The organism is Prescottella agglutinans (assembly GCF_004011865.1).
Classification (GTDB): domain Bacteria; phylum Actinomycetota; class Actinomycetes; order Mycobacteriales; family Mycobacteriaceae; genus Prescottella; species Prescottella agglutinans.
The window spans coordinates 1-14,281 of the sequence record NZ_RKLP01000014.1 but is presented as its reverse complement, the minus strand read 5'-3'; the positions used below and the strand labels follow the sequence as shown (position 1 = coordinate 14,281).

The following is a 14,281-nucleotide window of genomic DNA, read 5'->3' as shown; positions in this document are numbered from 1 at the left end:
TGCGCGCCCGTGTGGGCGCGCGCACTAGGGTGGGACACACATCGACCGATGAATCCCGCGTTTCGGTTCGATCGGCGTGGGTATCAACGTGCTCGCGGGGTTCGCGCGGGCGAAAAACTGGCACACCAGAGTAGATGGGCAAAGGAGCTAACTGTGACGGTCCGGGTAGGCATCAACGGCTTCGGTCGTATCGGACGTAACTTCTTCAGGGCGGTCGATGCGCAGAAGGCGCTCGGCACCACCGACATCGAGATCGTGGCGGTCAACGACCTCACGGACAACGCGACGCTGGCTCACCTGCTCAAGTACGACTCGATCCTGGGTCGTCTGCCGCACGAGGTCTCGCTCGAGGGCGACGACACCATCGTCGTCGGTGACACCAAGATCAAGGCGCTCGCGCACCGCGGCCCGCTGAACGAGCTCCCCTGGGGCGAGCTGGGCGTCGACGTTGTCGTCGAGTCCACGGGCATCTTCACGGACGCCGAGAAGGCCAAGGGCCACCTCGAGGCCGGCGCCAAGAAGGTCATCATCTCCGCGCCCGCCAAGGGCGAGGACATCACGATCGTCATGGGCGTCAACGACGACAAGTACGACGGCAGCCAGGACATCATCTCCAACGCGTCCTGCACCACCAACTGCCTCGGCCCGATCGCCAAGGTCCTGGACGACGAGTTCGGCATCGTCAAGGGTCTGATGACGACGATCCACGCGTACACGCAGGACCAGAACCTGCAGGACGGCCCGCACAGCGACCTGCGTCGCGCCCGCGCTGCCGCGCTGAACATCGTCCCGACCGGCACCGGTGCGGCCAAGGCCATCGGCCTGGTCCTCCCGCAGCTGCTGGGCAAGCTGGACGGCTACGCGCTGCGCGTGCCGATCCCCACGGGCTCGGTCACCGACCTCACCGTCAACCTCGCGAAGCCGGCCACCGCCGAGCAGATCAACGCCGCGATGAAGGCTGCCGCCGAGGGTCCGCTGAAGGGCATCCTGAAGTACACCGAGGCTCCCATCGTGTCGGCGGACATCGTCACCGACCCGCACTCCTCGATCTTCGACGCCGGCCTGACCAAGGTCATCGACGACCAGGTCAAGATCGTCTCCTGGTACGACAACGAGTGGGGCTACTCGAACCGCCTCGCGGACCTCATCGGCCTCGTCGCGAAGTCCCTCTGACGCCGTGGCTGTCAAGACGCTGAAGGACCTGCTGGACGAGGGGGTCGAGGGCCGCACCGTGCTGGTGCGCTCCGACCTCAACGTCCCGCTGGACGGCGACACGATCACCGATCCCGGTCGCATCATCGCGTCCGCGCCGACCATCTCGGCGCTGGCCGAGGCAGGCGCCAAGGTCATCGTGATGGCGCACCTCGGCCGCCCCAAGGGCGAGTTCGACGCCGCGCTGTCGTTGGCCCCGGTCGCCGCGAAGCTCGGTGAGGTGCTGGGCCGCAACGTCCAGCTCGCCGGCGACGTCGTCGGTCAGGACGCGCTCGCGCGTTCCGAGGGCCTCACGGACGGCGATGTCCTCCTGCTGGAGAACATCCGCTTCGATCCGCGCGAGACCAGCAAGGACGACGCCGAGCGCGAGGCTCTCGCCAAGGCGCTCGTCGACCTGGTCGACGGTGAGGGTGCGTTCGTCTCCGACGGTTTCGGTGTCGTGCACCGCAAGCAGGCGTCGGTCTACGACATCGCCAAGCTGCTCCCGCACTACGCGGGCAACCTGGTCGCGGCCGAGGTCGAGGTCCTGCAGAAGCTGACGCAGGACTCCGAGCGCCCGTACGCGGTCGTGCTCGGCGGCTCCAAGGTGTCGGACAAGCTCGCCGTGATCGAGGCGTTGGCCCCCAAGGTCGACACCCTCGTCATCGGTGGCGGCATGTACTACACCTTCCTTGCGGCGCAGGGCATCTCGGTCGGCAACTCGCTGTGCCAGGAAGAGATGATCGGCACCTGCAAGGAGCTGCTCGAGCGCTACGCGGACGTCATCCACATCCCGCAGGACGTGGTGATCGCCGACTCGTTCTCGGCGGACGCCGAGTCGAAGACGGTCTCCGTCATGGAGATTCCGGACGGCTGGATGGGCCTGGACATCGGACCGCAGTCGGTGGAGCGCTTCGCGGCGATCCTCTCGGGTGCCAAGACGGTGTTCTGGAACGGCCCGATGGGCGTGTTCGAGTTCGCGAAGTTCTCGGCGGGCACCAAGGGTGTCGCCGAGGCGATCATCGAGGCCACCGGCAAGGGCGCGTTCAGCGTCGTCGGCGGCGGCGACTCCGCGGCGGCTGTGCGTCAGCTCGGTCTGCCGGAGGATGGCTTCTCGCACATCTCGACCGGTGGTGGCGCCTCCCTCGAATACCTCGAGGGCAAGACGCTTCCCGGCATCGCGGCGCTGGAGGACTGAGGCATGGCACGTAAGCCTCTGATCGCGGGCAACTGGAAGATGAACCTCAACCACCTCGAGGCCATCGCTCTGGTGCAGAAGATCGCGTTCTCGCTGCCCGCGAAGTACTTCGAGAAGGTCGACGTGACGGTGATCCCGCCGTTCACCGACATCCGCAGCGTGCAGACGCTGGTCGAGGGCGACAAGCTTCTGCTCACCTATGGTGCGCAGGACGTGTCCGCCCACGCGTCGGGTGCGTACACCGGCGAGATCAGCGGCTCGATGCTGGCCAAGCTGGGCTGCACTTTCGTCGTGGTCGGTCACTCCGAGCGGCGCACGCTGCACGGCGAGTCCGACGAGACGGTGCTTGCCAAGACCAAGGCGGCGCTGGCGAACGGGATCACCCCGATCGTCTGCATCGGTGAGGGCTTGAACATCCGCGAGGCCGGCGAGCACGTGGCGTACAACGTCGCGCAGCTGCGCGGTTCGCTGGCGGGTCTGTCGGCCGACGAGATCTCCAAGATCGTCGTCGCCTACGAGCCCGTGTGGGCCATCGGCACGGGCAAGGTGGCCTCGGCCGCCGACGCCCAGGAGGTGTGCGCCGCGGTGCGTGCCACCCTGGCCGAGCTGGCCTCGCCGGAGATCGCAGCCGCCGTGCGGGTGCTCTACGGCGGATCGGTCAACGCCAAGAACGTCGGCGAGCTGGTTGCCCAGCCCGACGTCGACGGCGGCCTCGTCGGCGGAGCCTCGCTCAAGGCGGACGAGTTCTCGACCCTGGCGGCCATCGCGGCCGGCGGGCCGCTGCCGTGATCCGGTAGCACAAGGACGAACGCGGGGCGCGTGACCGGAAAGGTCACGCGCCCCGCGTTTTTCGTCGGTGCCGATCAGCCGAGAAGCTTCAGCCGCAGCTTCGTGACGGTGTTCGGCGAGAGGCCGAGACCGTCGGTCAGGTAGCGCTCGAGCGAGCCGTAGTTGCGGTCCACCTCGGCGAACGCGGCGTCGAGATAGCTGCGGTCCACCGTGATCAACGGTTCGACGGCGGCGGCCGCCTCGGGGCCCTTCGCTGCCGAGATGTAGGCCAGGCTCGCCGCGATCGACGCGGCCGAGTACTCGTTCGACAACAGGTAGTCGGCCGTGACGGTCTCGCGCGGCACCCCGGCGATCCCGAGGAGCAGCGCCGTCGTCCAGCCGGTCCGGTCCTTGCCCGCAGTGCAATGGAACAACTGTGGGCCCGGAGTGTCGGCGAGCGCGGTGAGTAGTCGACCGAACCCCGCGCGCGGGGTGGCGTCGTTCACCATCGACCGGTAGGCGTCCTGGAGGTACGCGAGGGACTTTTCCGGCGTGTCGAGGAACGAGTAGTCGGTACCCGGGTTCTCGTCCAGAACCGGGATGTTCCGGTACGCCGTCCCCGCGGGGAGGATGTCGGCCTTGGCCGCGATCTCACCGTCGGAGCGCAGGTCGTACACCGCGGTCAGTCGGAGGGACTCGAGCGTCGCGAGATCCTCCGGATTCGGGGTGAGGGCGTTGGAACGGTAGAACACTCCGCGGTTCACGTGCAGGCCGGCGAATCCGGCGTAGCCGTCGCCGGTTCCGGCGATGTCGCGGAAGTTGTCGACGGACGCCAGCCTCGGCGCCTCGGCGATCTCGGGTGCGGTCGAGCCGAACGCGGCCGAGCCCGACCCGAACGGTGCGAGCGGGGTGGCGGCCGCGACGGTGGGGGTGGTCACGAGCAGGGCGCCGGTGAGACCGAGCGCGGCTGCGGTCGAACGGCGCAGGCGAAATGTGTGATGGCGCAATGCAATCTCTCCTCTACGGGGTCAGCCGAGCAGCTTCAGCGCGAGCTTGCCGATGGTGGTCTGGGACAGGCCCAGGCCGGTGCGGAGGTAGTTCTCGACGGTGCCGTACTGCGCCTTCAGCTCGTCGAGGCCGGCCTGCAGGTAGCTGGCGTCGACGCCGAGGAGCGGCCGGTAGACGTCGGCGACGGCCTGGCCCTGCGTTGCCGCGATGCCCTGGTAGCTCCGCTCGATCGAGGCGGCCGAGTACTCGTTGGTGAGCAGGTAGTCGTCCATGACCGTCTCCCGTGACGCCCCGGCGATCCCGAGGAGCAGCGCCGACGTCCAGCCGGTGCGGTCCTTACCGGCGGTGCAGTGGTAGAGCTGCGGGCCGGACGTGTCCGCGAGGTCGGTGAGCAGTTGTGCGAACCCGGCGCGGGCCGCGGGATCGGTGACGAACGAGCGGTTCATGTCCTGCATGAAGCGCCGGGCGTCGTCGGGGGTCTTCAGCTTCGCGACGCCGGCGGCCAGGTCGCCGGACAGGATCGGGATGCGGACGTACTCGGCGCCGTCGACGGGCCGGTCGGGCTTCTGGGCGACTTCCTCGTTTGTGCGCAGGTCGTAGATGGCGGACAGCCCCAGCGATCCGAGCGTCGCGAGGTCTGCGTCGGTCGGCGTGATCGCATTTGCCCGGTAGAAGACGCCGGTGTTCAGGCGCAGTCCGAGGGTGTTGGTGTAGCCGGGGCCCGCGACGTCTCGGAAGTTGTCGACCGACGCGAGGCGCGGCGTCTCGACGGTCGGGGCGCTCGACCCGAATCCGGCGGAGCCGAACGGGGCGAAGTCGAGGGAGCCCGCCGCTGTGGCGGCAGTGGTTCCCGCGAACAGGAACGATCCGGAGACCGCCAGGGTCAGGGCGGTGCGGGTGGTACGGCGCAGGGCTGTGTGGCGCTTGGTCATAATTGTGGCCTTCCTCACAGGGATGCAGTCGGACTGCTCGGAAGGTAGTGCGGCACGTTGTGCCACATAAGTGAGTCGTCTCACCGAGTGGGAGGAAATGTGGTCCGGATCATGAAGGGTGCTACTCGCCGGGCGGTCGAGGCCACGGGACTCAGGCGACACCGGACGGCACCGAATGATGTGATGACACGGAACGTGACAGGCGAGAACGGGGGGACATGGACCGGTTGCGGCTTCTCTCCGCCCTGGCGTGGTGGGTCGGGATCGTCGGACTTTTCGTCGTGCCGGCCTGGACCGTCTACGTCGTGCTGATCTCCGAGGCGAGCTTCTTCGGTGAGGTGCCGTCGTCGACCAGTGTCGCGCGCGCCGGCGAGGCGCGCGTGTGGGGGCGCGTCGCGGCGACGTCCGCCTTCGCCTTCGTGGTCGCGGTCGCCGCGGGCTGCTTCCGTGGGGGTGTGCGTGCCTGGGGGCTCGCGGCACTGGCGGGGATCGGTGCCGCCACCACGGCATTCGTCTGGGCGATGTGACTCGCTCGTGCACCGCCGCGTCGGCGGGATTGCGACCAATCGACCAGGTTGCAGGTAAGCTGGGCGCGCTAGTGGCCGAATCCGTCGTGCGTGAAGGGCAGCGAATACCGAAATGGCACTGTTCCTGGACATCCTGCTGGTGATCACCAGTCTGCTGCTCGTCCTGCTGATCCTGCTCCATCGCGGCAAGGGCGGCGGTCTGTCCAGTCTCTTCGGTGGTGGTGTCCAGTCCAGCCTGGCGGGGTCGAGTGTGGTCGAGAAGAACCTCGACCGGCTGACGGTCTTCACCGCCGCGATCTGGTTGATCGCGATCATCGGGATCGGGCTCGAGATCAAGTTCGGCTGACGATGGCGGGATACCAGAGTTCCACCGTGATCCCGGACGCCGCGGCGGCACTGATCGACGCGCCCGAGTTCGCCACCCTCTCGACCATCGAACCGGACGGGCAGCCCCAGTTGTCCGTCGTCTGGCTCGAGCGTGACGGCGACGAGGTGCTGATCTCCACGGTGCGTGGACGACGCAAGACCGACAATCTGCTGCGCGACCCGCGGGCCACGGTGCTGATCTACCCGGCGAGCGCCCCCTACAGCTATGTCGAGATCCGGGGCACCACCAGCATCACGGACGATCCGGGCGGCTCGCTGATCCACAAGCTGGCGAACAAGTACACCGGCGCCGAGCGGTGGGAGCACGACACCCCGGACACCCCGCGGGTCATCGTCCGCTTGAAGCCGTCCAAGGTGATCTGGAAGGGCTGACCGCCCGCCGCGTTGCCCTGCGGCCGACGGGTCGCCGGTCGATAATCGGGTCATGACCGGGATCCCTGAGTCGTCGCCTTCCGCCGAGTCCACGTCCTCGACCGCGTCGCGCGCGGCGACGGAACCGCTGCGCGAGGACATCCGCCTGCTCGGCGGGATCCTGGGCGAGATCGTGCGCGAGCAGTCCGGTGACGACATCTTCGGGCTCGTCGAACGGGCGCGCGTCGAGTCGTTCCGGGTCCGCAGGTCCGAGATCGATCGGGCGCAGTTGGCGGAGCTGTTCGCGCGGATCGACACCGCTGACGCGATCCCGGTGATCCGCGCGTTCAGCCATTTCGCGTTGCTCGCAAACGTCGCCGAGGACATCCACCGCGAGCGCCGACGCGAGATCCACGTCCGGGCGGGGGAGCCGCCGCAGGACAGCAGTCTGGCCGCCACGTACGCGAAACTCGATGCGGCCGAAGTGGACCCGGTATCCGCCGCCCGCGCGCTCACGGGCGCACTGGTGGCGCCGGTCATCACCGCGCACCCCACCGAAACCCGGCGCCGGACGGTGTTCGAGACCCAGCACCGGATCATGGAGTTGATGCGGTGTCGCGAATGGGTGTCGGGCGACCCGGCCGAGGTGGCGGCGGTCGACGTCCAGTTGCGGCGGCAGATCCTGACGCTGTGGCAGACGGCGCTGATCCGGCTGTCGCGCTTGCGGATCCAGGACGAGATCGAGGTGGGGCTCCGCTACTACGACGCCTCGCTGTTCGCGGTCGTGCCGCAGATCAATGCCGACCTGCGCGACGCGCTCCGGTCGCGCTGGCCGGGCACCGGCGTCCTCGCCGAGCCGATGCTGCGCCCGGGGTCGTGGATCGGCGGGGACCGCGACGGCAACCCGTTCGTCACCGCCGACGTGGTGGGGCGGGCGACGCACCGCGCGGCCGAGACGGCGATCGAACACCACCTGGCCGAACTGGAGGTGCTCGAGCGGGAACTGTCGATGTCGGCGCGACTGGTCACGGTGACACCGGAACTCGACGCACTCGCCGACGAATCCGGGGACGAGTCGGCGTTCCGTGCCGACGAACCCTACCGCCGGGCGATCCGCGGGCTGCGGGTCCGGCTCACGGCCACCGCCGCCCGCATCCTCGGACACCCCGCCGCGCACGCCCTCGACGGCGACCTGCCCGGATACGACGCACCGGCCGGCCTGCTCGCGGACCTGACGACCATCGACGTGTCGCTGCGCGGCCACGGGGACGGAGCCGTCGCCGACGATCGGCTGGCCCGGCTGCGAAACTCGGTGGAGGTGTTCGGGTTCCACCTGTGCGGTCTCGACATGCGGCAGAACTCGGAGGTCCACGAGACGGTGGTCGCGGAACTGTTCGCATGGGCGGGCGTGCACCCCGACTACCGTTCGCTGCCGGAGGACGAGCGGATCCGGTTGCTCGCCGGTGAACTCGCGACCCGCCGACCCCTGGCGGGCCCGCACGCCGAGTTCAGCGAGCTGACCACGAAGGAACTCGGCATCCTGAACGCGGCGGCGGACGCGGTGCGGCGGATCGGTCCCGAGGCCGTACCGAACTACGTCATCAGCATGTGTGACTCGGTCAGCGACATGCTCGAGGCCGCGATCCTGCTCGCCGAGGTGGGGTTGTTCGACCCGGACGGGGAGGGCGGTCCGCGCTGTCCGGTGGGCATCGTGCCGCTGTTCGAGACGATCGACGACCTTCGGCACGGCGCGGAAACCCTCACAGCCACCCTGGAAGTGCCGATCTACCGCACGCTCGTCGCGAACCGCGGCGACAGCCAGGAAGTGATGCTCGGGTACTCCGATTCCAACAAGGACGGCGGATACCTTGCCGCCAACTGGGCGCTCTACCGCGCGGAACTCGACCTGGTTCGTGCGGCCCGCAAGGCGGGAATCCGGCTGCGGCTCTTCCACGGCCGAGGCGGGACGGTCGGCCGTGGCGGCGGTCCCAGCTACGACGCCATCCTCGCCCAGCCGCCCGGCGCGGTCGAGGGATCGCTGCGGATCACCGAGCAGGGCGAGATCATCGCGGCGAAGTACGCCGAACCGCGCCTCGCGCGACGCAACCTCGAGGCACTCGTCTCCGCGACGCTGGAATCGACGCTGCTCGACGTGGAGGGACTCGGCGACGATGCCGCACCGGCCTACGCGATCCTCGACGAACTCGCCGAACTGGCGCGCGTCGCGTATGCCGACCTGGTGCACGACACACCGGGATTCGTCGAGTACTTCAAGGCGTCGACCCCGGTCGCGGAGATCGGGGCCCTGAACATCGGGAGCCGTCCGGCGTCGCGCAAGCCGACCGAGTCGATCTCCGATCTGCGGGCCATCCCGTGGGTGCTGTCGTGGAGCCAGTCCCGGGTGATGCTGCCCGGCTGGTACGGCACCGGAACCGCGTTCGAGCAGTGGGTCGGCGGCGATACCGAACGACTCGCGGCGCTGTCCGGGCTGTACGAGCGGTGGCCGTTCTTCCGGACCGTGCTGTCGAACATGGCTCAGGTGATGTCGAAGTCCGACATGGGCTTGGCCGCACGGTATTCCGAACTGGTGCCCGACGACGCGCTGCGGGAGGAGGTGTTCGGCAAGATCGCCGCCGAGCACGCCCGCACCCTCGCGATGTACCGGGCCATCACCGGACACGACAACCTGCTCTGGGACAACCCGGCGCTCGACCGGTCGGTGCACAACCGCTTCCCGTATCTCGAGCCGCTCAACCACCTGCAGGTGGAGTTGCTGCGCCGCTACCGTGCCGGCGACGACTCCGACGGCGTCCGCCGCGGTATCCAGCTGACCATGAACGGGCTCGCGACGGCGCTGCGCAACAGTGGTTAGCTGTCGCGGTGAAGACCTTCTGGAAGCGCCGCGCGGCGAAGGCCGTGCAGCAGGACGAGTACCGCCTCCACAGATCGGCAATGAAGGAAGATCCGTCGCAGCTGAAGGAATTGCTGGTCGGGCATGGGTGGGATGTCGACGAGGTCGAGAAGGGCATGCTGCACACTCCGCTGATGCTGGCAGTGGAAATGGAGCGCACAGAATCGATCGAACTGCTTTTGGATCATGGAGCAGATCCGAATCTTCAGAACATCGAAGGACGGACGGCCCTGCACCTGCTTCCGGAGCGTCAGCCGATTACCTGGACGCGTATCGAAAACAAAGTGAGAATCGCGGAACTGCTGCTTCGGCACGGGGCGGACCTGGCGATTTCGGATCGCTACGGGGGACAGCCACTGTGGTACGCCGTCTTCCACGTCAAGGAACCGGAGGATGTGCAACTGGTCGAAATGTACCTGAATCACGGTGCGGATCCTCGGTACAAGAACGAGAAGAATGGGCAAAGCCCCCTGGATTTCGCCAAGAAGGTTGCGTATCGGCCTCTGGTGGAGAGCTTGGAACGCCACCTGGGTTGATAGCCGCCGCGAGTGTGTCGACACGCAGCGCCCGACGCCCCGAATCCGGGCGGGACGGAACAGTGGGAATTCCCGAAGGCCGATGGTTGTGGCATGGGTGACGCGCTGCCGCGCCCGTAGGCTGCGCGCGGTCGTGTTGTCGAGATGCAGCGAAGATTAGCGAAGCGCGACGGTAGTTCAGCTAGACCGCAGCCGACCCTCGACGCCGTTGACCTGGTCTTTGCCTGAAAGTGCTGCTCGAACGCGGCGCCGGTGATCTAGGTTGATCATCGTTCGATCTGCTCGTGACGGGGGAAATACGTGTTCGGCTTCTATGTGACGATGCTGTTCGTCAGCGGAATCGTCTTGATCGTTTTTGCGCTGGTGGCCTCCGGACTGCACCCCGGCCGCCACGTTTTCAACGGTCTCATCGGCACCGCGTTCCTGAGCTACGGCATCTACCTGGCCGTGTTCTTCCACAGCGGTGAGTACCGAATCTTCTTCTTGGTCTTCACCGTCCCGTTCATCTTGCTGGCCGACGCGGTGCGCACCGCCGAAGCCCCCGCGCCTCCGCGGCCCGCGGCGCGTCGCCCGGGCATTCCCCGCCGACCTCCAGTCCCGGCACCGGCTCCGCGTCGTACCGCCGCCACCCGCGAACGCAGGGCCGCGGCCAAGTCTGCCCAACTCGAGGCCCTTCGCGCCAAGCATGCCGCCAAGAGCGACAAACTTTGACGAACTTCGGCGACTCGCCCGAGGCCCGTCAAAGTAGCGGGGCGTGTCTCGCTAATCTGCGCTGCATCTCGACAGTCGTGGCGGCGTTGTGCGACAGCGGTCAGCTGCCGTGGGCCGTGACGTGAAGGTGGCGGGCCGCGCGATGCAGTTCGTCAGTCACCGCGGCGAATGCCGGCTGGGATCGGTTGCCACGGCGGTAGGCGATCCGGGTACGCCTACCGATCGGCAGAGGCGTGAGCACCACCCCTGCAGGGGAATCGATCGCCCCCAGCTGCGGAACCAGCGCCACACCGGCGCCGGCGGCGACGAGTCGGAGGACGGTAGCGAAGTCGTCGACCTGATGGGTGACGCGTGGTTCGAACCCCTGGGACTGGCAGGTGCGAACCGCCATGGTGTGGCAGAGGGTTCCGGGGTTACCGAGGATCCAGCGACTCCCGGAGTGGTCGCGGATGCCGGCGACGCCGGGAGAGTCAGGCGTCGCGGCGGAGGCCAGGTAGACGATCTCGTCGAGCAGTGGTTCGAGTTCGATGCCGGATCCCACGGCGGTGGGGACGTTGTCGTATTCGTGGACCAGCGCGAGGTCCAACCGGCCGCCCCGCAGCCGGTCCGGTGCATCGGCCGGATCGGCCTCGGTCACGGTCACCTCCAACTCCGGTTCGGCGCGACCGATTTCGAGGAGCGCTGGCAACACCAGCGCCTGGAGGGCGGTGGGGAACGCCCCCAGCCGAACCGATCCAGACAGCCCGGCGTCGCTCGCGGCGAGTGCGGATTCGGCCCGCTCGAGGTCAGCGAGAATCGCCTCGGTGTGCTCGACCAGAACCGCGCCCGCCGGGGTGAGGCTTACTCGACGTCCCGTCCGTGTCAACAGCGGCCGACCGGCCTCACGCTCGAGTGCCGCCAGTTGTTGCGACACCGCCGAGGGCGTGTACGAGAGCGCCTCCGCGACCGCCGCGATGGTCCCGCGGTGCGCGAGCTCGCGAAGAAGCCTGAGCCTGCGAATGTCGAGCATCAGATCAGCTTACGTTTGGAATCGGAAACCGTAACTGGATCTTGATCCTGCGGTCGGTGAGGCTTGGTGCATGACCTTCCGACCAGCAGGAATCTACGTCCCACTCGTGACACCGTTCACCGACGACGGCGAGGTCGCGGTGGCCGATCTGGAACGACTCGCGCACAGCGTGATCGAGGAGGGTGCGGCCGGGATCGTCGCGCTGGGGACCACTGCGGAGCCGTCCGCGCTGGGCCCCGAGGAACGCCGTGACGTCCTGGAGATCTGCGGGAGGGTGTGCCGCGAGCACGGCGTCCCGCTCGTGGTCGGGGCCGGATCCAACGACACGGCCGGCACCGTGCGCGCCGTCGAGGAACTGGGCGAGAACGGCCACGTCGCGGGCGTCCTGGTCGTCGTGCCGTACTACACCCGCCCGTCCGAGGCCGGAGTCGTGTCGCACTTCGAGTACCTCGCCGATCGCAGCCGGTTGCCGTTGATTCTCTACAACGTTCCGTATCGCACCGGCCGAGAACTGGGTTGGGAGTCCATCGTCCGACTCGCGGAGCACCCGCATATCGTCGGGATCAAGCAGGCCGCCGGCGCGGTCGACACCGACACCGCGATGCTGCTCGCGGAGACTGCCTCCATGGACTCGTTCGCGGTCCTCGCGGGGGAGGACACGCTGGTCTCGCCGCTACTGGCGATGGGTGCATCGGGCGCGATCCTGGCGACGGCGAACGTGTGCGCTCGCGACTTCGTCGAACTGTTCCGTCTGTGGCGCAGCGGAAGATCCGTCGACGCACGGACTCTGGGCAACGGTCTCGTGGGGCCTGCGTGCGCGCTCATGTCCGAGCCCAACCCCACCGTCATCAAGGCCGTTCTTCATGCCCAGGGCCGGATATCGAGCGCGAACGTCCGGTTGCCGTTGCTGCCCGCCGGTGACCCCGCGGCGATTGTCGGCGCGCTCGAGAGTGTCCGCCGCTAGGGCATGTCTGACAAAGCGTGGGTCCAGGCGATTGCGGCGTGGATGAGGACGGCAGCTCGGTAGACGATCGCGTGCTTGTCGTAGCGGGTGGCGAGGCCTCGCCATTGCTTGGTCTGGCAGAACCGGCGTTCGATCACGTTGCGGTTCTTGTAATCGGCGGCGTCGAGCCCGACAGGCCTGCCGCCGCGTGAGCCGCGACGTTTGCGGTGCCCCTGCTGGTCTCTGGGTTCAGGGATGACGGCCTTGATACCACGCTCGCGCAGATGCTTCCGGATCGCGCGGGACGAGTACGCCTTGTCTCCGCGGACCGCATCCGGTCTCGTGCGCGGTCGCCCGATCTGCCGTCCGACGCGCAACTGCTCCAGAAGCTGCAACAGCATCGGAGAATCCCCGGCCTGGCCGGGAGTGATCAGCGTGACCAGAGGCAGCCCGTTGCCATCGACGAGCTGATGGATCTTCGTCGACAACCCACCCCGCGAGCGGCCGATCCCGTGATCAGGCGGCTCGACCGCTGGATTCGTGTAGTTCGCCCCATCCCCCTGTGGGGCGGATCGTGTTCGTCGCATGCTGATGCGCGCGAGTGATCGTCGAGTCCACCGACAGCGACCAATCGATCAGCCCCTCCGCGTCCGCCTGCGCGGTGAGCGTCGCCAGCACCTTGTCCCAGGTGCCCTCGACAGCCATCCGGTGATGCCACGTCCACACTGTCTGCCACGGCCCGAACGACTCGGGAAGATCACGCCACGCGATCCCGCACCGATAGCGGTAGATGATCCCCTCGACCATCAACCGCGCATCCGAGAACTTCCTGCCCGGACGTCCCGTCGGCCTCGGGAGCATCCCCGCGATCAACGACCACTGGGCATCCGAGAGCAACTGAAAACGCGACACGGGACCAGCGTTCCAGCCAGAACGCTCAACCTTCGCCAGACACATCCTGGGGATCCGGCCAATGGCTTCGGGTCAGGTCCGCTTGCGGCTCGCGATCTCGTCAGAGAGCTGCTGCACGTGGGCGGGGTCCGCGTCCCGGGCAAGGGCGACATAGTGGTCCATGACGGCCGGCCGGTAGCGCACGGGCAACATCTGTCCTGGGGCGAGTCCGGTGAGCTGGGTGATCGTGAGGCTTTCGTCTGCGATACCGCGGAACGAGATGCCATCGGCGGTCTCCACGTCGAGCATCAGGACCACGCGTGGATTGCTGTTGACCTCCCGCCAGTCGACGAGAACGCCGAGCGCAAGCGCCCCCGTACGCAGTTCGGCATTGCGCTTGCGTGCATCACTGCTCATGAGCGGGTTCGGGGCGACGCCCGGGAAGTCGGGCCCGACTCCGAGCGATTCCCGACTCAGGTCAGGCCTGAGCTTCGACATCACATCGTCGAGCGTCATCTTCGAATCGTTGCGCTTCTTCTTCCAACCGAACATCCTGGCCCCTCCCTCACACCGGTGCCGGAATCTCGGCCTGGCGCTTCGCGCTCACTGCGATGGTACGGCGCGGCCATTCCCGACCTCCGTTGCATCGCCCCGTCCCGATGGGGTCGCCGTCTGCGGTCGCAGACGGGCCCGGTCTGTGCACCTGTCTGGGGCATCCGAGAGCAACTGAAACCGCGACACGCCTCAAGAAACCCACCTGAACCTTGCCCAGTTGGGAGACACGCCCTAGGTGTACCCGGCCAGGACGTTGGTAGCGGGCGTGTCGGCTTGATGTGAAGAGAACCTCCGAGTGGGGTGTGGCTTGTCTAAGGCCCACATCCGCTCGGAGGTTCTCGTGTCCCACCGTAATGCCCGCAC

The 14,281-nt window shown here is 67.7% G+C and carries 14 protein-coding genes and 1 pseudogene; 10 read left to right on the top strand and 5 right to left on the bottom strand.

Features of this window, described 5'->3' with window-relative positions:
- Positions 1-153: 153 nt before the first annotated feature.
- Genes gap through tpiA form a run of 3 tightly spaced genes read left to right on the top strand, consistent with a single transcriptional unit; the run spans position 154 to position 3,178 of the window.
- On the top strand, positions 154-1,173 hold the full coding sequence (gene gap / locus EGT67_RS23000) for a type I glyceraldehyde-3-phosphate dehydrogenase (RefSeq protein WP_127918430.1): 1,020 nt from the start codon (positions 154-156) through the stop codon (positions 1,171-1,173).
- 4 nt (positions 1,174-1,177) lie between these two features.
- A complete protein-coding gene (locus EGT67_RS22995) occupies positions 1,178-2,389 on the top strand; it encodes a phosphoglycerate kinase (RefSeq protein ID WP_127918429.1) in 1,212 nt (403 codons plus the stop codon).
- A 3-nt stretch (positions 2,390-2,392) separates the two neighbouring features.
- Complete coding sequence (tpiA, locus tag EGT67_RS22990) at positions 2,393-3,178, top strand: triose-phosphate isomerase (protein WP_127918428.1); 786 nt, start codon at positions 2,393-2,395, stop codon at positions 3,176-3,178.
- Between the two features lie 74 nt (positions 3,179-3,252).
- On the opposite strand, the gene EGT67_RS22985 is transcribed toward tpiA, so the two are convergent.
- Both EGT67_RS22985 and EGT67_RS22980 read right to left on the bottom strand, forming a co-directional pair.
- Positions 3,253-4,164: a tyrosine-protein phosphatase gene (locus tag EGT67_RS22985; protein WP_241566201.1), complete on the bottom strand. Its 912-nt coding sequence runs from the start codon at positions 4,162-4,164 to the stop codon at positions 3,253-3,255.
- Positions 4,165-4,185: 21 nt separating this feature from the next.
- On the bottom strand, positions 4,186-5,076 hold the full coding sequence (locus EGT67_RS22980) for a tyrosine-protein phosphatase (protein WP_421958164.1): 891 nt from the start codon (positions 5,074-5,076) through the stop codon (positions 4,186-4,188).
- 239 nt (positions 5,077-5,315) lie between these two features.
- Between EGT67_RS22980 and EGT67_RS22975 the strand changes: the two genes are divergently transcribed.
- The 6 genes from EGT67_RS22975 (at position 5,316) to EGT67_RS22950 (ending at position 10,520) form a co-directional block, all read left to right on the top strand.
- Complete coding sequence (locus tag EGT67_RS22975; RefSeq protein WP_127918425.1) at positions 5,316-5,624, top strand: hypothetical protein; 309 nt, start codon at positions 5,316-5,318, stop codon at positions 5,622-5,624.
- Positions 5,625-5,736: 112 nt separating this feature from the next.
- A complete protein-coding gene (gene secG, locus EGT67_RS22970) occupies positions 5,737-5,970 on the top strand; it encodes a preprotein translocase subunit SecG (RefSeq protein WP_127918424.1) in 234 nt (77 codons plus the stop codon).
- A gap of 2 nt (positions 5,971-5,972) precedes the next feature.
- Positions 5,973-6,383 carry a PPOX class F420-dependent oxidoreductase gene (locus tag EGT67_RS22965; RefSeq protein WP_127918423.1) on the top strand — a complete coding sequence of 137 codons (411 nt, stop codon included), beginning with the start codon at positions 5,973-5,975 and terminating at the stop codon, positions 6,381-6,383.
- A gap of 52 nt (positions 6,384-6,435) precedes the next feature.
- The gene (gene ppc / locus EGT67_RS22960) at positions 6,436-9,234 is read left to right on the top strand and encodes a phosphoenolpyruvate carboxylase (protein ID WP_127918422.1); all 2,799 of its coding nucleotides are present in this window, start codon (positions 6,436-6,438) and stop codon (positions 9,232-9,234) included.
- A gap of 8 nt (positions 9,235-9,242) precedes the next feature.
- Complete coding sequence (locus EGT67_RS22955) at positions 9,243-9,809, top strand: ankyrin repeat domain-containing protein (protein ID WP_127918421.1); 567 nt, start codon at positions 9,243-9,245, stop codon at positions 9,807-9,809.
- 300 nt (positions 9,810-10,109) lie between these two features.
- Positions 10,110-10,520: a hypothetical protein gene (locus tag EGT67_RS22950; RefSeq protein WP_127918420.1), complete on the top strand. Its 411-nt coding sequence runs from the start codon at positions 10,110-10,112 to the stop codon at positions 10,518-10,520.
- 100 nt (positions 10,521-10,620) lie between these two features.
- On the opposite strand, the gene EGT67_RS22945 is transcribed toward EGT67_RS22950, so the two are convergent.
- The gene (locus EGT67_RS22945; RefSeq protein WP_127918419.1) at positions 10,621-11,529 is read right to left on the bottom strand and encodes a LysR family transcriptional regulator; all 909 of its coding nucleotides are present in this window, start codon (positions 11,527-11,529) and stop codon (positions 10,621-10,623) included.
- Positions 11,530-11,599: 70 nt separating this feature from the next.
- On the opposite strand from EGT67_RS22945, the gene dapA reads away from it, so the two are divergent.
- The gene (gene dapA, locus EGT67_RS22940; protein WP_127918418.1) at positions 11,600-12,493 is read left to right on the top strand and encodes a 4-hydroxy-tetrahydrodipicolinate synthase; all 894 of its coding nucleotides are present in this window, start codon (positions 11,600-11,602) and stop codon (positions 12,491-12,493) included.
- Here the strand turns inward: dapA and EGT67_RS22935 are convergent.
- A pseudogene (locus EGT67_RS22935) lies at positions 12,490-13,384 on the bottom strand (IS5 family transposase). The gene dapA and the pseudogene EGT67_RS22935 sit on opposite strands and share 4 nt — an antisense overlap.
- Positions 13,385-13,456: 72 nt before the next feature.
- Entirely contained in the window at positions 13,457-13,915 is a 459-nt protein-coding gene (locus EGT67_RS22930; RefSeq protein ID WP_127918417.1) for a hypothetical protein, read from the bottom strand.
- Between the last annotated feature and the right edge of the window lie 366 nt (positions 13,916-14,281).